This is a genomic window from Franconibacter sp. IITDAS19 (assembly GCF_023079515.1).
Taxonomy (GTDB): domain Bacteria; phylum Pseudomonadota; class Gammaproteobacteria; order Enterobacterales; family Enterobacteriaceae; genus Franconibacter; species Franconibacter pulveris.
This window is the reverse complement of the sequence record NZ_JALJCP010000003.1, coordinates 368993-389071: the sequence shown is the minus strand read 5'-3', so window position 1 is coordinate 389071 and position 20079 is coordinate 368993. Positions and strand designations below refer to the sequence as shown.

Annotated in this window: 19 protein-coding genes; 5 read left to right on the top strand and 14 right to left on the bottom strand. The window is 57.2% G+C overall.

Features of this window, described 5'->3' with window-relative positions; translation table 11 throughout:
• Window positions 1-29 precede the first annotated feature (29 nt).
• The 5 genes from lysS to xerD all read right to left on the bottom strand — a co-directional run bounded on the left by lysS (window position 30) and on the right by xerD (window position 6128).
• Window positions 30-1547 (bottom strand): lysine--tRNA ligase, encoded by a 1518-nt coding sequence (gene lysS / locus MT962_RS11545; protein ID WP_024555518.1) that lies wholly within the window; start codon window positions 1545-1547, stop codon window positions 30-32.
• A 9-nt stretch (window positions 1548-1556) separates the two neighbouring features.
• Window positions 1557-2655 (bottom strand): peptide chain release factor 2 gene (gene prfB / locus MT962_RS11540; RefSeq protein WP_125454235.1). Its coding sequence is split into 2 segments (ribosomal slippage): window positions 1557-2579 and window positions 2581-2655, totalling 1098 coding nucleotides; the frame shifts between segments, so codons are not numbered across the junction.
• A 97-nt stretch (window positions 2656-2752) separates the two neighbouring features.
• On the bottom strand, window positions 2753-4486 hold the full coding sequence (recJ, locus tag MT962_RS11535) for a single-stranded-DNA-specific exonuclease RecJ (protein WP_247365634.1): 1734 nt from the start codon (window positions 4484-4486) through the stop codon (window positions 2753-2755).
• A gap of 3 nt (window positions 4487-4489) precedes the next feature.
• Window positions 4490-5209 carry a bifunctional protein-disulfide isomerase/oxidoreductase DsbC gene (gene dsbC, locus MT962_RS11530; protein ID WP_247365631.1) on the bottom strand — a complete coding sequence of 240 codons (720 nt, stop codon included), beginning with the start codon at window positions 5207-5209 and terminating at the stop codon, window positions 4490-4492.
• Between the two features lie 22 nt (window positions 5210-5231).
• Window positions 5232-6128 (bottom strand): site-specific tyrosine recombinase XerD, encoded by an 897-nt coding sequence (gene xerD, locus MT962_RS11525; protein ID WP_024555522.1) that lies wholly within the window; start codon window positions 6126-6128, stop codon window positions 5232-5234.
• Between the two features lie 101 nt (window positions 6129-6229).
• Between xerD and fldB the strand changes: the two genes are divergently transcribed.
• Window positions 6230-6751, top strand: coding sequence for a flavodoxin FldB (gene fldB / locus MT962_RS11520; RefSeq protein ID WP_024555523.1), 522 nt, complete (start codon window positions 6230-6232; stop codon window positions 6749-6751).
• 7 nt (window positions 6752-6758) lie between these two features.
• Here the strand turns inward: fldB and MT962_RS11515 are convergent, their stop codons facing one another.
• Window positions 6759-7175, bottom strand: coding sequence for a protein YgfX (locus MT962_RS11515; RefSeq protein ID WP_247365629.1), 417 nt, complete (start codon window positions 7173-7175; stop codon window positions 6759-6761).
• Window positions 7156-7422 carry an FAD assembly factor SdhE gene (gene sdhE / locus MT962_RS11510; RefSeq protein WP_024555525.1) on the bottom strand — a complete coding sequence of 89 codons (267 nt, stop codon included), beginning with the start codon at window positions 7420-7422 and terminating at the stop codon, window positions 7156-7158. Before sdhE ends, MT962_RS11515 begins: the two co-directional genes overlap by 20 nt.
• A gap of 282 nt (window positions 7423-7704) precedes the next feature.
• On the opposite strand from sdhE, the gene ygfZ reads away from it, so the two are divergent.
• Complete coding sequence (gene ygfZ / locus MT962_RS11505) at window positions 7705-8691, top strand: tRNA-modifying protein YgfZ (RefSeq protein ID WP_024560361.1); 987 nt, start codon at window positions 7705-7707, stop codon at window positions 8689-8691.
• Window positions 8692-8727: 36 nt separating this feature from the next.
• Here ygfZ and MT962_RS11500 read toward each other — a convergent pair whose 3' ends face one another.
• Both MT962_RS11500 and yqfB read right to left on the bottom strand, forming a co-directional pair.
• Window positions 8728-9381, bottom strand: coding sequence for a hemolysin III family protein (locus tag MT962_RS11500; RefSeq protein ID WP_024555527.1), 654 nt, complete (start codon window positions 9379-9381; stop codon window positions 8728-8730).
• Between the two features lie 166 nt (window positions 9382-9547).
• The gene (gene yqfB, locus MT962_RS11495) at window positions 9548-9859 is read right to left on the bottom strand and encodes a N(4)-acetylcytidine aminohydrolase (protein WP_247365626.1); all 312 of its coding nucleotides are present in this window, start codon (window positions 9857-9859) and stop codon (window positions 9548-9550) included.
• 168 nt (window positions 9860-10027) lie between these two features.
• On the opposite strand from yqfB, the gene MT962_RS11490 reads away from it, so the two are divergent.
• A complete protein-coding gene (locus MT962_RS11490) occupies window positions 10028-10756 on the top strand; it encodes a MurR/RpiR family transcriptional regulator (RefSeq protein ID WP_024555529.1) in 729 nt (242 codons plus the stop codon).
• A gap of 159 nt (window positions 10757-10915) precedes the next feature.
• The gene (locus tag MT962_RS11485; protein WP_247365624.1) at window positions 10916-12349 is read left to right on the top strand and encodes a 6-phospho-beta-glucosidase; all 1434 of its coding nucleotides are present in this window, start codon (window positions 10916-10918) and stop codon (window positions 12347-12349) included.
• Window positions 12350-12502: 153 nt separating this feature from the next.
• Here MT962_RS11485 and MT962_RS11480 read toward each other — a convergent pair whose 3' ends face one another.
• Entirely contained in the window at window positions 12503-13246 is a 744-nt protein-coding gene (locus tag MT962_RS11480) for an SDR family oxidoreductase (RefSeq protein ID WP_024555531.1), read from the bottom strand.
• Window positions 13247-13348: 102 nt separating this feature from the next.
• Between MT962_RS11480 and MT962_RS11475 the strand changes: the two genes are divergently transcribed.
• A complete protein-coding gene (locus MT962_RS11475; RefSeq protein WP_247365622.1) occupies window positions 13349-13891 on the top strand; it encodes an RNA 2'-phosphotransferase in 543 nt (180 codons plus the stop codon).
• A gap of 41 nt (window positions 13892-13932) precedes the next feature.
• Here the strand turns inward: MT962_RS11475 and gcvP are convergent, their stop codons facing one another.
• The 4 genes from gcvP to ubiI all read right to left on the bottom strand — a co-directional run bounded on the left by gcvP (window position 13933) and on the right by ubiI (window position 20068).
• On the bottom strand, window positions 13933-16806 hold the full coding sequence (gcvP, locus tag MT962_RS11470; protein WP_247365620.1) for an aminomethyl-transferring glycine dehydrogenase: 2874 nt from the start codon (window positions 16804-16806) through the stop codon (window positions 13933-13935).
• Between the two features lie 127 nt (window positions 16807-16933).
• Window positions 16934-17323, bottom strand: a complete 390-nt coding sequence (gcvH, locus tag MT962_RS11465) for a glycine cleavage system protein GcvH (protein WP_024555534.1) — start codon at window positions 17321-17323, stop codon at window positions 16934-16936.
• Window positions 17324-17346: 23 nt separating this feature from the next.
• Window positions 17347-18444, bottom strand: a complete 1098-nt coding sequence (gene gcvT / locus MT962_RS11460; protein ID WP_024555535.1) for a glycine cleavage system aminomethyltransferase GcvT — start codon at window positions 18442-18444, stop codon at window positions 17347-17349.
• A gap of 421 nt (window positions 18445-18865) precedes the next feature.
• Window positions 18866-20068: an FAD-dependent 2-octaprenylphenol hydroxylase gene (gene ubiI, locus MT962_RS11455; RefSeq protein WP_247365619.1), complete on the bottom strand. Its 1203-nt coding sequence runs from the start codon at window positions 20066-20068 to the stop codon at window positions 18866-18868.
• Window positions 20069-20079 lie beyond the last annotated feature (11 nt).

The following is a 20079-nucleotide window of genomic DNA, read 5'->3' as shown; positions in this document are numbered from 1 at the left end:
ACACGCGGCTTTATGGCAAGCGTGACGGATTATTTCACCGGACGCATCGCCGGGAAGAGGATCACGTCGCGGATGGTGTGGCTGTTGGTAAACAGCATCACCATACGGTCAATACCGATGCCGAGACCGGCGGTAGGCGGCAGGCCGTGTTCCAGCGCAGTCACGTAATCTTCGTCATAGAACATCGCTTCGTCGTCACCGGCGTCTTTCGCGGCAACCTGGTCCTGGAAGCGTTGCGCCTGATCTTCCGCATCGTTCAGCTCGCTAAAGCCGTTGCCGATTTCACGGCCGCCGATAAAGAACTCGAAGCGGTCGGTGATTTCCGGGTTTTCATCATTACGACGCGCCAGCGGAGAGACTTCCGCCGGGTATTCGGTGATGAAAGTCGGCTGAATCAGGTGCGCTTCGGCAACTTCTTCGAAGATCTCAGTGACGACGCGGCCAAGACCCCAGCTCTTCTCAACCTTAATACCGATAGACTGCGCAATGCCTTTCGCCTTTTCGAAATCATCCAGATCCGCCATTTCGGTTTCCGGACGGTATTTTTTGATGGCTTCGCGCATGGTCAGCTTCTCGAACGGCTTGCCGAAGTCGAACACCTCTTCGCCATAAGGAACCTGAGTGGTGCCCAGCACATCCTGCGCCAGTTGGCGGAACAGAGACTCGGTCAGCTCAATCAGATCTTTGTAGTCCGCATAAGCCATGTAGAGTTCCATCATGGTGAACTCAGGGTTATGGCGAACGGAAATGCCTTCGTTACGGAAGTTACGGTTGATTTCGAACACGCGTTCAAAGCCGCCCACCACCAGACGCTTCAGGTAAAGCTCCGGCGCGATGCGCAGATACATGTCGAGATCCAGCGCGTTATGATGCGTGATAAACGGACGCGCAGAGGCGCCGCCCGGGATCACCTGCATCATCGGCGTTTCGACTTCCATAAAGCCGCGGCCTACCATGAACTGGCGGATGCCAGCCAGGATCTGCGAGCGGACTTTAAAGGTCTTGCGGGATTCGTCGTTGGCAATCAGGTCGAGGTAGCGCTGACGATAACGCGCTTCCTGATCCTGCAGGCCGTGGAATTTATCCGGCAGCGGACGCAGCGCTTTGGTCAGCAGACGCAGCTCGGTGCAGTGGATGGAAAGCTCGCCGGTTTTGGTTTTGAACAGCTTGCCGCGCGCGCCCAGGATATCGCCGAGGTCCCACTTTTTAAACTGCTCGTTGTACACGCCTTCCGGCAGATCGTCGCGAGCGACATACAGCTGAATACGCCCGCCCACGTCCTGCAGGGTTACGAAGGACGCTTTACCCATGATGCGGCGCGTCATCATACGACCCGCCACGCTCACTTCCACGTTCAGCGCTTCCAGCTCTTCATTCTCTTTCTCATCGAACTCAGCATGCAGAAGGTCTGAGGTCTGGTCGCGGCGGAAGTCGTTCGGAAAAGCGACGCCCTGCTCGCGCAGTTGGGCTAGCTTCTCACGGCGCGTTTTCAGCTCATTATTAAGATCGACTGCCGCTTCTGCGCCCTGTGGTTGTTGTTCAGACATGTTGGTTCCTCATAACCCTGCTTTCAAACTTGCTTCGATGAATTTGTCCAGATCGCCATCCAGCACCGCCTGGGTATTACGGGTTTCTACCCCGGTGCGCAGATCTTTGATGCGGGAATCGTCCAGCACGTAAGAGCGGATCTGGCTGCCCCAGCCGATATCGGATTTGGTATCTTCCATGGCCTGCTTTTCAGCATTCTTTTTCTGCATTTCCAGCTCGTACAGCTTCGCCTTCATCTGCTTCATGGCCTGGTCTTTGTTCTTGTGCTGCGAACGGTCGTTCTGGCACTGCGTTACGATGCCGGTCGGGATGTGGGTAATACGCACCGCCGACTCAGTACGGTTTACGTGCTGACCGCCCGCGCCCGAAGCGCGATAAACGTCGATGCGCAGATCCGCCGGGTTAATTTCGATATCGATATCGTCATCCACTTCCGGGTAAACGAACGCGGAGCTGAACGAGGTGTGACGACGACCGCCGGAATCAAACGGGCTCTTACGCACCAGGCGATGAACGCCGGTTTCGGTACGCAGCCAGCCGTAGGCGTAATCGCCGGAAATTTTAATGGTGGCCGATTTCAGGCCCGCCACTTCGCCTTCAGACTCTTCGATAACTTCCGTCTTGAAGCCGCGCGCTTCCGCCCAGCGCAGATACATGCGCAGCAGCATGCTGGCCCAGTCCTGCGCTTCGGTGCCGCCAGAGCCCGCCTGAATATCCAGGTAGCAGTCGGCGCTGTCATACTCGCCGGAGAACATGCGGCGGAATTCAAGCTGCGCGAGTTTCGCTTCCAGCTGATCCAGCTCGACGACAGCCTCGTTGAAGGTCTCCTCGTCGTCGGCTTCCACAGCCAGCTCCAGCAGGCCGGAAACATCGTCCAGCCCCTGAGTCATCTGATCTAACGTGTCTACGATAGCTTCCAGAGAGGAACGCTCTTTACCGAGCGCCTGAGCGCGTTCCGGTTCGTTCCAGACGTCCGGCTGTTCCAGCTCGGCGTTTACTTCTTCCAGTCGTTCTTTCTTGGCATCGTAGTCAAAGATACCCCCTAAGAACGTCGCTGCGCTCTGTGAGGTCCTGAATGCGGTTTTTTACCGGGTTAATTTCAAACATGGTCTGTAAGATCTTTTAGTGAGGACGAATGTCAAAATGCGGTCGTAAAACGGAAAGTCTACCGGATTTACGCCGCCTTTTATAGCGAATCCTGGCGTTAAACTGGCCAGAGATAGTCGATGATTAACTGCACGTTACGGTTGCCGCGAAACTCGTTCACATCCAGTTTGTACGCCAGCTCCACCTCGCGCACGCCCTGATCGGGCCAGCGGGTGGTATCAATGTTAAAGGCTATGCCATCAAGCAACGGGCCGCCGCCGACTGGCTCCAGCATGAGTTTGAGATGACGCTCGCCCACCAGACGCTGCTGGAGAATGCGAAAACGGCCGTCAAAGAGCGGTTCGGGGAACATCTGCCCCCAGGGGCCCGCTTCGCGCAGCATCTCCGCCACTTCCAGCGTCATCTCCTGCGGCGCAAGCGCCCCGTCGGACCAGATTTCCCCCTGCAACATAGCCGGGTCGAGCCAGTCATTCACCAGGCTGGAAAAACGCTGCTGGAACTCATCAAAGCGTTCCGCTTCAAGCGACAGTCCCGCCGCCATGGCGTGACCGCCAAATTTCAGCATCAAGCCGGGATAGAGCGTGTCGAGGCGCTCCAGCGCATCGCGCATATGCAGCCCCTGAACGGAGCGGCCCGAACCTTTCAACAGCCCGTCGCCTGCCGGCGCGAAGGCGATAACCGGACGGTGGAATCGCTCTTTAATCCGTGACGCCAGGATGCCCACCACGCCCTGATGCCATTCAGGATGATAGATAGCGATGCCCGCAGGCAGCGTTTCCGCGCTGCGCTCAAGCTGCTGACAAAGCGTCAGCGCTTCAGCCTGCATGCCCTGTTCGATCTCTTTACGCGTCTGGTTCAGCGCGTCCAGCTCGTTAGCGAGCATGCGCGCCTCGCCGATGTTGTCGCACAGCAGCAGCGCCACGCCGACAGACATATCGTCCAGCCTGCCCGCCGCGTTAAGCCGCGGGCCGAGCGCGAAGCCAAGGTCGCTTGCCGCGAGCCTTTGCATATCGCGATTGGCGATTTCCAACAGCGCGCGAATGCCCGGGCGGCATTTGCCGGCGCGAATGCGGCTTAAGCCTTGCCAGGTCAGAATACGGTTGTTAGCGTCCAACGGCACCACGTCAGCCACGGTGCCAAGCGCGACCAAATCAAGGTATTCCGCGAGGTTAGGCATGGGTATGCCTTTTTCTTCAAACCAGCCCGCCTCACGCAGGTGAGCGCGCAGCGCCAGCATCAGGTAGAAGGCCACCCCGACGCCTGCCAGCGATTTAGATGGAAACTCGCAGTACGCCAGGTTCGGGTTAACCAGCGCATCCGCCTCTGGCAGCGTTTCGCCTGGCAGGTGGTGATCGGTCACCAGCACCGGGATCCCTAACTCATGGGCGCGGCTCACGCCTGCGTGAGAGGAGATCCCGTTGTCTACGGTCATGATCATTTGCGCGCCGCGAGCGTGCGCCTGATCGACCACTTCAGGGCTCAGCCCATAACCATCGTCAAAACGATTGGGCACCAGATAGGCGACATTCCCGCCGCCGAGCGCGCGCAGCGCCAGCACGCTTAACGCCGTGCTGGTGGCGCCGTCGGCATCGAAATCGCCCACGATCATAATTCGCAATCCTTCGCGAAACGCGTTATGCAGCATTTCCACCGCCTGCTGAATGCCGCCAAGCTTCTGCCAGGGCAGCATGCCTTTAACGCTGCGCTCCAGCTCTTCGGCGTTCTTCACTCCGCGGCTGGCATAAAGCCGCTTCAGCAATGGCGGTAAATCATCGGGCAACTGCGCGGATTCATCCACGGCCCGACGACGAAGTTGCGTTTGTTGTTTCACCCGTTACTGCCCACCTGCCTTTAACGGCTTATCATGTTCATTCAGGAAAGCTTTCATCTCTTTCGGCCCCTGGTAGCCCGGCACAACGTAACCGTTGCTCAGCACAATCGCGGGCGTACCCTGAACGCCAAACTGCACGCCCAGCGAGTAATGTTTAGCGATGTTCATATCGCAGCTGGCCGGGGCCGTCTGCCCGCCGTTCATTGCGTTATCAAAGGCTTTATTGCGATCTTTGGCGCACCAGATAGCCTGCATATCTTTTTCCGCCTGGCTTTGCAGCCCCTGGCGCGGGAAAGCGAGATAACGCACGGTGATACCCAGCGCGTTGTAGTCTTTCATCTCTTCATGCAGCTTGTGGCAGTAGCCGCAGGTGATATCGGTAAAGACGGTAATCACATGCTGCTGCTGGGGCGCTTTATAAACGATCATCTCTTTTTCAAGCGCATTGAGCTTGCCAAGCAGCAGCTGGTTGGTGACATTAACCGGCTGCGCGCCGCTGACGTCATAAAGCGGCCCCTGGATCATCTGCTTGCCGTCTTCAGTCACGTAAAGCACGCCGCTTTCCGTCAGCACGGTTTTCATGCCCGGCAGCGAAGAGGGCTGGATTTCCGCTCCCTGTACGCCAAGCTTCGCCAGCGACTGCCGGATAACGGCGTCATCGGCATGCGCGAAGCTGGAAAGCGTCGCCGCCAGAAAAGAGAGCAGTAAAACCTGTTTTTTCATAATCGATCCTTGGATATCGCACTCACGCCCGCGGGTGGTGCTGTTGATGAAGTTGCCGCAGCCGTTCCGTCGCCACATGAGTGTAAATCTGCGTGGTGGAAAGGTCGCTGTGCCCCAGCAGCATCTGCACTACGCGCAAATCCGCGCCGTGGTTGAGCAGATGCGTGGCAAAAGCATGACGTAAAACGTGCGGCGATAATTTTTCGCTGTCGATACCGGCCAGTTGAGCATAATGCTTGATGCGATGCCAGAAGGTCTGGCGCGTCATTTGCTGGGCGCGGCTGCTGGGAAAAAGCACATCCAGCGACTGACCGTTCAGCAACCAGGGGCGCCCATGCGCCAGATACTGTTCAAGCCAGTAGACTGCCTCTTCGCCAAGCGGCACCAGCCGCTCTTTATTGCCCTTGCCGATAACCCGCACCACGCCCTGGCGAAGGCTAACATCGCTCATGGTCAGCCCCACCAGCTCCGACACGCGAAGCCCGGTGGCGTACAGCACTTCGAGCATTGCTTTATCACGTAGTTCAATCGGCTGATCCACCACCGGCGCCTGCAGCAGGCGTTCAACCTGCGCCTCGCTGAGATCTTTAGGCAACCGCTGCGGCAGTTTGGGCGAGGCGAGCATGGCGCTTGGGTCATCCGCACGCGCTTTTTCACGGTAAAGATGCTGGAAAAGACGGCGCATAGCGCTCAGCATCCTGGCGGAGCTGGTCGCTTTATAGCCGCCTTCCACCCTTTCGGCAAGCAGCGCCTGCAGATCGTCACGCTGGGCGGTCAGCAACGTCAACCCCCGGTGATGCAGCCACTGCGCTACCATGGTCAGGTCTCGCCGGTAGGCGCTCAGGCTGTTCTGGGCGAGATTTTTCTCAAGCCAGAGCGCGTCGAGAAACTGTTCTATACGAGCTAAATCTTGTTCCATCGCTTTTCCGCCTTTCGCCTGGGTCGCGCCATTATGCCTGATAGCAGACGGGATCTGGTACACTGGCGCCTCTGCAGATGAAGAAATGAGAAGTTACCGCTATGAACATTGGTCTTTTTTATGGTTCCAGCACCTGCTACACCGAAATGGCGGCTGAAAAAATACGCGATATTATTGGCCCTGAGCTGGTAACGCTGCATAACCTTAAAGATGACTCGCCCACGTTGATGGAGCAGTATGACGTGCTGATCCTCGGCATTCCTACCTGGGATTTCGGCGAACTTCAGGAAGACTGGGAAGCCGTCTGGGATCGGCTCGACAGCCTCGCCCTTGAGGGCAAAATCGTGGCGCTTTACGGTATGGGCGACCAACTGGGGTATGGCGAATGGTTCCTGGACGCCCTCGGCATGCTGCACGATAAACTCGCCCCGAAAGGCGTTAAGTTTATCGGCTACTGGCCTACCGAAGGGTATGAGTTTACCAGCAATAAGCCGGTAATTGCCGAAGGCCAGCTGTTCGTCGGCCTGGCGCTGGATGAAACGAACCAGTATGACTTAAGCGAAAGCCGCATCGAAAACTGGTGCGAGCAAATTCTGGGCGAAATGGCTGAACAGTTCGCCTGAGACCGTTTCAGGAGCAAGGGTGGCCCGGGCGTTGCAGCATTAAGCGCCGTAAATCGCGCCACTCGCCTTCCGTCATGCTGTCTGCCGCCAGCCACAGATGCTGGCGACGCGCAGTTTGTTCATCCCGCAAACGCAGCATCATGCCGCTGTTGAGCATCCATGGCGAATCGCCGATTTCCCACTCTACTCCTTGCCAGCGCAGGCGATAATCGGCAGTGAGCTTCACCTCGCCCTGACAGGCGTTAATGCGCCGCTGGCTGCGCACGCAGTCAAATACCACCAGCGAGAGCAACAGCAGCCAGACCGGCATATAGCTCAGCGGCCAGGGCAACAGCAAAATCGCTGCGGCAACAAGGCCGTGGAGTAGCAGCGAAAGCCACTGCGCTCGCCACGAGACGCGTAAATCAGATTGCCACAGGACCACGTTCCTGATTCCGTGTCTGGATTAACTGCACCATCCGCGCTAATTCCGCATCCGCAGGCTTGCCGTGGTTCATCAGCCAGTTAAATAAATCAGGATCGTCGCATTCAAGAAGACGGATAAACAGCCGCTTATCCTCATCGCTCAGCGTGTCATATTCATACTCGAAGAACGGCATGATAGAGATATCAAGTTCGCGCATACCGCGACGGCATGCCCAGTGGATTCGGGCTTTGTTATTGATGTCCATGTGCATATTCCCGCTTAACCGCTTTTAGAAGACGGCTGCTAGTGTACCGCTTTTTTTCTCCGCCTTTGACAGGAATGTTGCGAATTGCGAAGCGTTATCCAGGAAAATAATTTCCTTGCGCAACAATTTACTTTTGCTGCGAGGCATCTCCCTCTTCTTCTTTAAGCGCACGAAAGGGGATATCAAAAGACTTGCATTGTCCGCAGCCTCTTTAACAATATGTGGTTATCGCACCTCTAGCGTGAACGTAATTTCGCGTAAGCAACCTGGGACTTTATTGTTATGGCATTCACTCCATTTCCTCCGCGTCAGCCCGCCGCCGCAGCGCGCCTGCCGCTGACGCTTATCTCTCTGGATGACTGGGCGCTCTCAACCCTCACTGGCGCCGACAGCGAAAAGTATCTGCAAGGTCAGGTGACGGCGGACGTGGCCCACCTGGCTGAAAACCAACACTTGCTGGCGGCGCACTGCGACGCAAAGGGCAAAATGTGGAGCAACCTGCGCCTGTTTCGCCATGGCGAAGGGTTCGCCTGGATTGTTCGCCGCAGCGTGCAGGATAATCAACTGGCGCAGCTGAAAAAATACGCGGTGTTCTCCAAAGTGGCTATCGCCGAAGATAAGGAAGCGGTGCTGTTGGGCGTGGCGGGTTTTCAGGCGCGTGCAGCGCTGGCTAACCTTTTTAGCGTCCTGCCGGATGAACAAAATCAGGTCGTGCGCGAAGGGGCTACCACGCTGCTGTGGTTCAACCTGCCGGCCGAGCGTTTTCTGCTGGTAACGGATAAAACCACCGCCAGCGATATTACGGAAAAGCTGCGCGGCGAAGCGCAGCTCAACGCCAGTCAACAATGGCTGGCGCTGGATATTGAAGCCGGGTATCCGGTGATTGACGACGCCAACAGCGCGCAGTTTATTCCGCAAGCGACCAATATCCAGGCGCTGGGCGGCATCAGCTTTAAGAAAGGCTGCTATACCGGTCAGGAGATGGTGGCGCGGGCAAAATTCCGCGGCGCTAACAAGCGCGCGCTGTGGTATCTGGCGGGCAAAGCGAGCCGCGTGCCGCAGGCGGGCGAAGACCTTGAGCTGCAGATGGGCGAAAACTGGCGTCGCACCGGGACTGTGCTGGCAGCAGTGCAACTCGACGACGGCCGTTTGCTGGTGCAGGCAGTGATGAATAACGACATGGAAAGCGGCAGCGTATTCCGCGTTCGCGACGAGAGCAGCCATACGCTGGCTATCGAACCGCTGCCTTATTCGCTGGAAGAAGCCTGAGTCTGAAGCCCCCTCGCCCACGCGAGGGGGTTAGCGTTATTTGATATAGAGATAAATAGCGAGGAAGTGGCAGACGCTGCCGCCCAGCACAAAGCCGTGCCAGATGGCGTGGTTATAAGGGATGCGTTTACAAACGTAGAAAATCACACCGAGGGTATAAACCACGCCGCCCACCGCCAGCAGCGTCACGCTGCCCGCCGCCAGTTTTACCGCCATTTGATAAATCACCACTAAGGAAAGCCAGCCCATCGTCAGATAGGTCGCCAGCGACAGGACCTTAAAGCGGTGCGCGATGGTGAGCTTAAAAAGAATTCCCAGCAGCGCCAGGCTCCAGATTACAATCATGAGCCCCTTCGCCAGCGGCGAGTTAAGCCCTACCAGCAAAAACGGCGTATACGTGCCTGCTATCAACAGATAAATAGCGCAGTGGTCGAATTTCTTCAGCCAGACCTTAGCCCTGGCATGAGGAATAGCATGGTAAAGCGTGGAGGCGAGAAACAGCAGGATCATGCTGCCGCCATAAAGGCTATAGCTGGTGATGGCCACGGCGCTGGCATTGGTGTCAGCCGCCTGCACGAGCAGCAATACCAGACCGACGATGCCAAATACCAGCCCAATGCCGTGGCTGATGCTGTTGGCTATTTCCTCAGCCAGCGAATATCCCTGAGCAATGAGCGGCTTGCGAACCATAGTGAAGCTCCGACAGAGGTGTCAAAAAACAGACGACATGCATAGCCTAACTGAGAATGATTTCAGTGAACACCTGTTAGCTAAAATAAATCTGTTACCTGTCGTAAACGCGCCGCTTCGCTTTAGGCATCGCACCTTTAAAGCAGATTCAGAGCTTACAGCTGTGCTATGAAATCCGCTTAAAAGCAATCACATAGAGTTCGTTCAGACCAGGGTATATCTCTGCTATCACCTGCCGGAGTTCAGCGAGCGTCATATTTTCCTGGCGCGCATGCTCGTCGTTCAGCTCGTTAAGCGCGACTGGCGTGGCGCTGATAACTTCAAGCGTGCAGAAATAGCCATTATCTTCATAGCGTCCGGTGCGCAGGCGCTGGCCTGGTTGGAAATGCGATTCGGCTGCATCGCGGATCGTGATGGTTTTACGCCCGGCCAGAATATCCGGCTCAAAGCGGGCGAAAAAGGTAATGTCGTTTTGCAACAGTCTCTCCTCAGGCGAAAAGCAAAAAAGCATCATAAGCGTCAGCCGCGGGTTATGCATCCGCAAACGAAAGAATGGCGCGCCCGGTGGGGATTTATGGCAGCATAAGATATATGTTGAGCAGATGCTGCTGTCAGCCATTACGCGAAGGAAGCCCCGCACGTGACGATGTTTACCCACTCCGCTATCGCCAGCCTCAATAATCTGGAGATGGGGGTTTATAACTTTGTCATCAAAAACCGCGACAAAGTGATGTATATGACCATTCGCGAGCTGGCGGACGCGGCTGGCGTCTCCACGACCACGGTGCTGCGCTTTTGCCGCAAGCTTAACTGCGAAGGCTATTCCGAATTTCGCGTACGCTTTAAATTATATTTAGAACAGAACGAACCTCAGCAGACTAATTTCGGCGCCAGCGAAATCATCAGTTTTTTCAGAAGCGTTAATAATGAGGAATTCGATAATCTGCTCGACCGCGCGGTCGATATTATTCTCTCTTCTGAGCGCGTTATTTTTGTCGGTGCGGGTACCTCTGGCGCTCTGGCGAAATATGGCGCGCGCTTTTTCTCCAACGTCGGGAAATTTAGCAACCATATTGACGACCCTTATTTCCCCGTCACCAATGACATGGCCAAAAATGCGCTGGCTATCGTCCTTTCCGTTTCCGGCGAAACTGCGGAGATCCTGCGTTTCGCCAGCCAGTTCAGCCTTCACCGCTGCAAGGTGCTCTCTATTACCAGCCACGACAACTCGTCGCTGGCAAAGCTTGCCGATTTCAACCTCTCCTGGCACGTGCCGCAAACCCGCATTGCCGGCGTGTATGATATTACCACGCAGGTGCCGGTAATTTATATTCTCGAGACGCTGGGCCGAAAAATGGCGAAAAAACTGGCGTAAAAAAACAGGCTGTTTTTCATTTGTAACAAGTCACGTTATCCACTATTTGTTATATCGTGACTTTACAATTCCCTTTGTTAGACTCGCATTAAACGTTAATTGGCTCTGCGCGATTTATTGTCTTTGATCGGTTTATCGAATAACGAAGAGATGAATGAAATGAAGCAACTGACACTTCCGAAAGAGTTCCTTTGGGGCGGCGCGGTCGCCGCGCATCAGGTTGAAGGCGGCTGGAACCAGGGCGGCAAAGGTCCCAGCATTTGCGACGTGCTGACCGGCGGCGCGCACGGCGTTCCGCGTGAAATTACCGAGTCCGTCGTGCCAGGGAAATACTACCCGAACCATGAAGCGGTCGACTTCTACAGCCATTACAAAGAAGACATCAGGCTCTTCGCCGAGATGGGCTTTAAATGTTTCCGCACCTCCATCGCCTGGACGCGTATCTTCCCGAAAGGCGACGAAGCCGAGCCGAACGAAGAGGGGCTGAAATTTTATGACGCGGTGTTTGATGAACTGCTGAAATATAACATCGAACCCGTTATCACCCTTTCTCACTTCGAAATGCCGCTGCATCTGGTGCAGCAGTACGGCGGCTGGACCAACCGTAAAGTCGTCGATTTCTTTGTTCGCTTCGCCGAAGTGGTGTTCGAGCGCTACAAGAATAAGGTCAAATACTGGATGACCTTTAACGAAATCAACAACCAGCGTAACTGGCGAGCGCCGCTGTTCGGCTACTGCTGCTCCGGCGTGGTCTATACCGAACACGACAACCCCGAAGAGACGATGTATCAGGTGCTGCATCACCAGTTCGTGGCCAGCGCCATGGCGGTGAAAATCGGCCATCGCATTAACCCGCAGATGCAGATCGGCTGCATGCTGGCGATGGTGCCGCTCTATCCCTTCTCCTGTAAGCCGGAAGATGTGATGTATGCTCAGGAGTCCATGCGCGAGCGCTATGTCTTTACTGACGTGCAGTTGCGCGGTTATTACCCTTCCTACGTGCTGAACGAATGGGAGCGCCGCGGCTTCAACATCAAAATGGAGGCAGGCGACGAGCAGATCCTGCGCGAAGGCTGCTGCGACTACCTGGGCTTTAGCTATTACATGACCAACGCGGTAAAAGCTGAAGGCGGCAGCGGCGACGCGCTGACCGGTTTCCAGGGCAGCGTGCCGAACCCGCACGTGAAGGCCTCCGACTGGGGCTGGCAGATTGACCCGGTGGGCCTGCGCTACGCGCTGTGTGAGCTCTACGAGCGCTACCAGAAGCCGCTGTTTATCGTTGAGAACGGCTTTGGCGCTTACGATAAAGTGGAAGCGGACGGCAGCATCAATGACGATTACCGTATCGATTACCTGCGCGCCCACATTGCCGAGATGATAAAAGCGGTGACATACGACGGCGTTAATCTGATGGGCTATACCCCGTGGGGCTGCATCGACTGCGTGTCGTTTACCACCGGTCAGTACAGCAAGCGCTACGGCTTTATCTATGTGAACAAACACGATGACGGCACGGGCGATATGTCACGCGCACGTAAAAAAAGCTTCAACTGGTACAAAGAAGTCATCGCCAGCAACGGCGAAAAACTCTGACTTTCGCGCGTCTCTCTCCCCATCGGGAGAGAGACGACTGTCGCTTATTCAGTATGCTGGACAGCGATACAACGTTTACCCACTCTGTGGGTTTATTCCCTGTGAAGCGAGTGAGCGAAGCGCCGCCATAGCTCCGCGAACGCTCAATTCCGCCTACTTCCCGCCCGCCAGTTCAATAAAGCTTCCTGTCACGTAAGAGGCTTTCTCGCTAAGCAACCAGGCAATGGCCTCCGCCACTTCTTCCGGCTGGCCGCCGCGCTGCATTGGCAGGCTTGATTTTACTCTGTCCACCCGTCCCGGCTCGCCGCCGCAAGCGTGCATTTCGGTATAAATGAGTCCCGGCCGCACGCAGTTTACGCGGATGCCCTGCCCCGCGACCTCCAGCGCAAGCCCGGTAGTAAGCGTATCCACCGCCCCTTTAGACGCCGCGTAATCAACATATTCGCCGGGCGCGCCAAGCCTTGAGGCCGCCGACGAAACGTTAACAATAGCTCCGCCTTTGCCGCCGTGGTGATGCGCCATGCGCTTTACCGCTTCGCGACAGCAGAGAAAGTAGCCGGTGACGTTGGTCATCAGCACGTTGTTAATCCGCTCAGCGGTAAGCTCCTCAACGCGGCACTGCGTGAAAAGAATGCCCGCGTTATTCACCAGCGCGCCGAGCGGCTGGTTAAGCGCATCTATCTGCGCAAACATCGCCATGACCTGCGCCTCGTCCGCAATATCCGCCTGCACCGCCAGCGCCTCGCCGCCTTTCGCGTGGATGGCCTCTACCACCTCCTGCGCCGCCTGCGCGTTTTTATGGTAATTCACCACAACCTTATAGCCCTGCGCGGCCAGCAATAGCGCCGTGGCCCGGCCAATGCCGCGGCTGGCGCCGGTGATAAGTGCAACAGACATGCTTTTCTCCTTTTTATTTGGGGACGTATCGGCGATGCTTTTATTAAGAGCAGCGCCGCAGCCATAAGGCTTGAGTGCAGGAAAACAGACACAGGTAAAGCGATGAAATCACACGCCGACATCAGCAAATTTTTAAGCTACGTTTTGCGCCACCAGCCCGAGTCCATCGGTTTGCAACTGGATACCGAAGGCTGGGCTTCGGTGGATGAACTGATAATGCGCGCCGCTAAAGCGGGCAAGCATCTTACGCCCGAGCTGATTGAGGCGGTGGTGCAGGATAACGACAAAAAACGCTTTGCGTTAACTGCTGACAAACTACACATTCGCGCCGTGCAGGGCCACTCTACAAAACAGGTAGCTATCCAGTGGGAGGAAAAAACGCCTCCCGGGACGCTTTACCACGGCACCGCCACCCGTTTTCTTGAAAGCATTCGCCAGCAGGGGCTGGTGGCCGGTTCGCGTCATTACGTGCACCTTTCAGGCGATGAAGCGACCGCCGTCGCTGTTGGCGTGCGGCACGGCAAACCGGTTGTGCTGAAAATCAACGCCAGCGATATGCATCAGCAAGGCTACGCGTTTCATCAGGCGGATAACGGCGTCTGGCTGACCCGCGCGGCACCCGCTGAATTTATCGCTTTCGAATAAAAAAGGGCGCCGCAGCGCCCTTCGTCATCCTCTTGCCGGAATTACTGGTATTCGCTCATCGGCACGCAGGAGCAGAACAGGTTACGGTCGCCGTAAACGTCGTCCAGACGTTTAACCGTCGGCCAGTATTTGTTGCCAAAGCCTGCCGGGAAAGCCGCCCGTTCACGGCTATAGGGATGCGCCCACTCTTCCACCAGCTCGTGCTGAACGTGCGGCGCGTTAACCAGCGGGTTATCGTCCGCCGGCCACTCCCCTTTCGCCACGCGGTCAATCTCCATGCGGATAGCCAGCATCGCGTCGATAAAGCGGTCCAGCTCAGCTTTGCTTTCTGATTCCGTCGGCTCCACCATCAGCGTGCCCGCCACCGGGAAAGACATCGTCGGCGCGTGGAAGCCGTAATCGATAAGACGTTTGGCGATATCCAGCTCGCTGATGCCGGTCTCTTCTTTAAGCGGACGGATGTCGAGAATACACTCGTGCGCCACATGCCCCTCGCGCCCGGTATAAAGCACCGGATAAGCCGATTTCAGGCGCGTGGCGATGTAGTTGGCGTTCAGAATCGCCACCTGGCTCGCCTGCTTCAGCCCTTCAGACCCCATCATGCGAATATACATCCAGCTGATAGGCAGAATTGAGGCGCTGCCGAAAGGCGCGGCGGAAACCGCGCCCTGGCGGGTCAGCATTCCTTCAATCTGCACCACGCTGTGGCCCGGCACGAACGGCGCCAGGTGCGCTTTCACGCCAATCGGCCCCATGCCCGGCCCGCCGCCGCCGTGCGGAATGCAGAAGGTTTTATGCAGGTTGAGGTGGGAAACGTCCGCGCCGATATGGCCCGGTGACGTGATGCCCACCTGGGCGTTCATGTTCGCGCCGTCGAGATAAACCTGGCCGCCATACTGATGAACGATTTCGCATACTTCACGGATAGTCTCTTCATACACGCCGTGCGTGGACGGGTAAGTGACCATGATGCAGGAGAGTTTATCGCCCGCCTGCTCCGCCTTCTCGCGCAGATCGGCAAGGTCGATATTGCCCTGCTTGTCGCAAGCCACGACCACCACTTCCATTCCCGCCATCTGTGCGGAAGCCGGGTTGGTGCCGTGCGCGGAGCTCGGGATAAGACAAATATCGCGCGCGCCTTCGTTGCGGCTTTCATGATAATGGCGAATCGCCAGCAGGCCGGCGTATTCCCCCTGCGCGCCGGAGTTCGGCTGCATGCACAGCGCGTCGTAGCCCGTCAGCTTCACCAGCCACTCGGAAAGCTGGCCAATCATCATATGGTAGCCTTCGGCCTGCTCCGCCGGGCAGAACGGATGCAGTTCGGCGAACTCCGGCCAGGTGATGGGAATCATTTCCGCCGCGGCGTTCAGCTTCATGGTGCAGGAACCCAGCGGGATCATCGCCTGGTTCAGCGCCAGATCTTTACGCTCGAGCGAATGCATGTAGCGCATCATCTCGGTTTCGCTGTGGTAGCGATTAAAGACCGGATGGGTGAGGATGTCGTCTTCGCGCAGCATCGCCTGCGGGATGGAGCGGCTGTCGAGCGCCACGTCTTTATCCAGCGCGTCGATATCCAGACCGTGGTTGTCGCCAAGCAGCACGCTGAACAGACGCAGCACATCTTCGCGAGTGGTGGTTTCATCAAGCGTAACGCCCACGGCGTTCAGAATGTCGCTGCGAAGGTTAACCTCGGCGGCCTGCGCGCGCGCCAGCACGGCGGCTTTATCGGCCACTTCCACGCACAGCGTGTCGAACCAGGTGCTATGACGCAGCTTCAGCCCTTTATGCTGCAGCCCTGCCGCCAGAATATCGGTGAAGCGGTGAATGCGGCTGGCGATGCGCTTGAGGCCCTTCGGTCCGTGGAAAACGGCGTAAAGGCTCGCGATGTTGGCAAGCAGCACCTGTGAAGTACAGATGTTGGAGTTCGCTTTTTCACGGCGGATATGCTGCTCGCGGGTCTGCATCGCCATGCGCAGCGCGGTGTTGCCCGCCGCGTCTTTGGAAACGCCGATGATGCGGCCTGGCATAGAACGCTTAAATTCGTCTTTCGCCGCGAAGAACGCCGCGTGCGGGCCGCCGTAGCCCATCGGCACGCCGAAACGCTGGGCGGAGCCGAACACAATATCGGCGCCCTGTTTGCCCGGCGCCGTAAGCAGCACCAGCGCCATAAAATCCGCCGCCACGCTGACAATCACATTGCGCGCTTTCAGTTTTTCAATCAGCGGGCCGTAATCATGCACTTCACCAGTGGTGCCCACCTGTTGCAGCAGCACGCCGAAAATATCCTGATGATCCAGCGCCTTGCCTGGCTCATCGACGATAACCTCAAAGCCGAACGTTTCCGCGCGGGTGCGCACCACGTCCAGCGTCTGCGGATGAATATCCTGCGCCACGAAGAAGCGGTTGGCGCCTTTAAGCTTGCTGACGCGCTTAGCCATCGCCATCGCTTCGGCTGCAGCGGTCGCTTCGTCGAGCAGTGAGGCGGAGGCAATATCGAGCCCGGTGAGATCCAGCGTAACCTGCTGGAAATTCAGCAGCGCTTCAAGACGTCCCTGCGACACTTCCGGCTGGTAAGGGGTATAGGCGGTGTACCAGCCCGGGTTCTCCAGCATATTGCGCAGGATGACCGGCGGCGTATGAACGGCGGTATAGCCCATCCCGATATAGCTTTTAAAACGCTTGTTGCGGCTGGCGATGGCTTTCAGCTCCACCAGCGCGGCGAACTCGGTGGCGGCTTCGCCGATAAACGGCGGCGCGGTCAGTTGGATGTCGGCGGGAACGATTTGCGCGGTCAGCGCATTCAGCGAGTCCGCGCCAACGGTGCGCAGCATCTCCTGCTGTTGCGAAGCAGAGGGGCCGATGTGGCGTTCGATAAAGGCTTCGCGGTTTTCCAGCTGGCTCAGGGTCTGGGTCATGGGCGATATTTCCTGAAACGTGCAGTGAAGCAAATTAATGCGATGGGTGTTCTTGTTGCTCGCTGAAGGAGCGGGATAAGCCTGCGCTTATCCCTTTTTCTTCGTCCGTACGGGAAGCGAGCTGAAATTATTCGTCTTCCAGCAGCGCGTCGTAAGCCGCCGCGTCCAGCAGCGCCGCTACTTCGCTTTCGTCGCTGGCTTTGATCTTAAAGATCCAGCCTTCGCCGTACGGCGCGCTGTTCACCAGCTCCGGGGAATCGCTCAGCGCGTCGTTCACCGCAACGATCTCGCCGCTCACCGGGGCGTAGATGTCAGAAGCCGCTTTAACCGACTCCGCGACGGCGCAATCATCGCCCGCCGCCACGGTCGCGCCCACTTCCGGCAGGTCCACAAATACCATGTCGCCAAGCAGTTCCTGCGCGTGTTCGGTAATGCCGACGGTGTAAGTGCCATCCGCTTCCTTACGCAGCCATTCGTGTTCTTTGCTGTACTTCAGTTCATTCGGCACATTGCTCATGCTTATTCTCCAGATAGCAAAACTTATTGGGCGACCGGCTTACCGGCGCGGACAAAAATCGGTTTAGTGACGTGGACAGGCATTTCGCGGTTGCGGATCTGCACAATGGCGGTATCGCCAATCCCGGCGGGCACGCGCGCCAGCGCGATGCTGTAGCCAAGCGTTGGGGAGAAAGAACCGCTGGTGATGACGCCTTCGCGCACGCGGCCCAGCTCATCGGTAAAGTGAACAGGCTGCCCGCCGCGCAATACGCCTTTTTCTTTCATCACGAGGCCGACCAGTTGTTCGGTCCCCTGCTCCCGCTGCGCTTCAAGCGCTTCGCGACCGATGAAGTCACGCTCCTGCGGCTGCCAGGCGATGGTCCAGCCCATATTGGCCGCGAGCGGCGATACGCCCTCGTCCATCTCCTGACCATATAAATTCATGCCCGCCTCCAGACGCAGCGTGTCGCGCGCGCCCAGACCGCAGGGTTTTACGCCCGCTTCCACCAGCTGCGCCCAGAAGCCTGCAGCGTTCTCGTTCGGCATGGCGATTTCATAACCCGCTTCGCCGGTGTAACCGGTGGTGGCGATAAACAGCTCGTCCGCCTGAACGCCAAAAAACGGTTTCATGCCCGCGACCGCTTTGCGCTGCGCTTCGTTAAAGAGCGCGGCGGCTTTCTGCTGCGCGTTCGGGCCCTGCACCGCGATAAGCGACAGGTCGTCGCGCACCGTAACGGAAACGGCGAACGGCTCCGCATGTTCGTTAATCCACGCAAGGTCCTTTTCACGGGTGGCGGAGTTAACCACGAGGCGGAAATAGTCTTCAGCGAGGAAATAGACAATCAGGTCGTCAATGACGCCTGCGGAGGCGGTAAGCATGGCGGTGTAAAGCGCCTTGCCAGGCTGGGTGAGTTTGGCGACGTCGTTCGCCAGCAGGTAGCGCAAAAATTCCCGGGTGCGCTCGCCGCGCAGGTCGACGATGGTCATGTGCGAGACATCAAACATGCCCGCGTCGTTACGCACGGCGTGGTGCTCATCGATCTGCGAGCCGTAGTGCAGCGGCATCATCCAGCCGTGAAAATCCACCATACGTGCGCCACACTGAACATGCTGCTCATACAAAGGGGTCTGTTGGGCCATCTTTTCCTCGTTTTTCTGCCGGGTCGGTGATGGTTTTGGGCCTCTGACTGCCGCGCCCGCCATCTGTCGCCGACACCGATCCCGGCGTCGACGCAAACGTTACCTTTCGCCTGACGTTATCACCGAAATGGCGCGTAAACCATAAGGTGAGTTAAGTCATCACATTAGCTTATGACCAAAATGGGAAAGCTGCGCCACAGCGCTTTTAACTATCTACTAACGAAACAGAGCGGATAAAGCAGATTTTAATCCTGAGCTTTTCGTTATTGCCCAGCAATAACAACCAAATCAGCGCAAAAATTGCCTTAAGAGAAAAAACGTGTGATGAGAAAAACTAATCCGAAAAAAGCGGTGAAATTAGAATATTTCAAATGAGTGAACACTCCTCTTTCCGTCCGTTGAAAAGAGAAGTGTGACGCAGTTAACGTAACCACTCCGGCAGATCGTGAAGGCCCATCGCCTGGCGCAGCAGTTGCGGTTTAACGCCGGGGAGCGAATCGGCGAGTTTCAGACTCACATCACGCAGCAGCTTTTTCGCCGGATTGTTGCCGGCAAACAGTTCGCGAAAGCCCTGCATGCTGGCGAGCATGACTGCCGCGCTGTGCTTGCGGCTACGCTCGTAGCGACGAAGATAAAGGTGCTGACCGATATCTTTGCCCTGCGCGAACAGACGACGCAATTCGGCTATCAACTCCGCCGCATCCATAAAACCAAGGTTAACGCCCTGGCCGGCAAGCGGGTGAATGGTATGCGCGGCGTCGCCCACCAGCGCCAGCCGGTGCGCGGCGAACTGCCGTGCGTAACGGCCGGTCAGCGGAAAGACCTGCCGCTCGCCTTCCACCTTCGTCAGCCCCAGGCGGTTATCAAAGGCCACGCACAGCGCCTGGTTAAACTCGTCTTCACTGGCCTGCTGCATGCGCTGCGCTTCAAGCGGCGGCAGCGACCAGACGATGGAGCACAGGTGCGGATCGCTAAGCGGCAGAAAAGCAAGAATGCCGTCGCCATGGAACGCCTGGCGCGCGACTGCGCCGTGCGGCTCCTCGGTGCGGATGGTCGCCACCAGCGCGGAGTGTTCGTAATCCCAGAACGTCAGCGGAATGTCCGCTTTATCGCGCAGCCAGGAGTTGGCGCCGTCGGCGCCCACCACCAGCCTTGCAGTGAGCATATTGCCGTCTTTCAGCGTCAGAAACGCCTCGTTCTCGCCCCACGCCACCTGCTGCAGTTCGGCAGGGGCCATCAGCGTAATGTCTTTGCCCTGCTGCGCCTTGTTCCACAGCGCCTGATGAATGACGTTGTTTTCGATGATATGACCGAGGTGCGTATAACCGTACCCCTTATCCTCAAAGGCGATGCGCCCGAAGCTGTCTTTCTCCCACACTTCCATGCCATGATAGGCGCTGGCGCGCATTTTCAGGATATCGCGCCATACGCCCAGCTTCTCCAGTAACTTTTCACTGGCGGCATTGATGGCGGAGACGCGCAGCGAAGGCGGCGCATCGGCGGCCACGGGCTGCGGCGGCTGATGCTCCAGCACCGCCACGCGCAGGCCGCAGCCTTCCAGTCCGCAGGCTACCGCCAACCCCACCATGCCGCCGCCTACAATCGCCACATCTACGCTTTGCACATTCTTCTCCT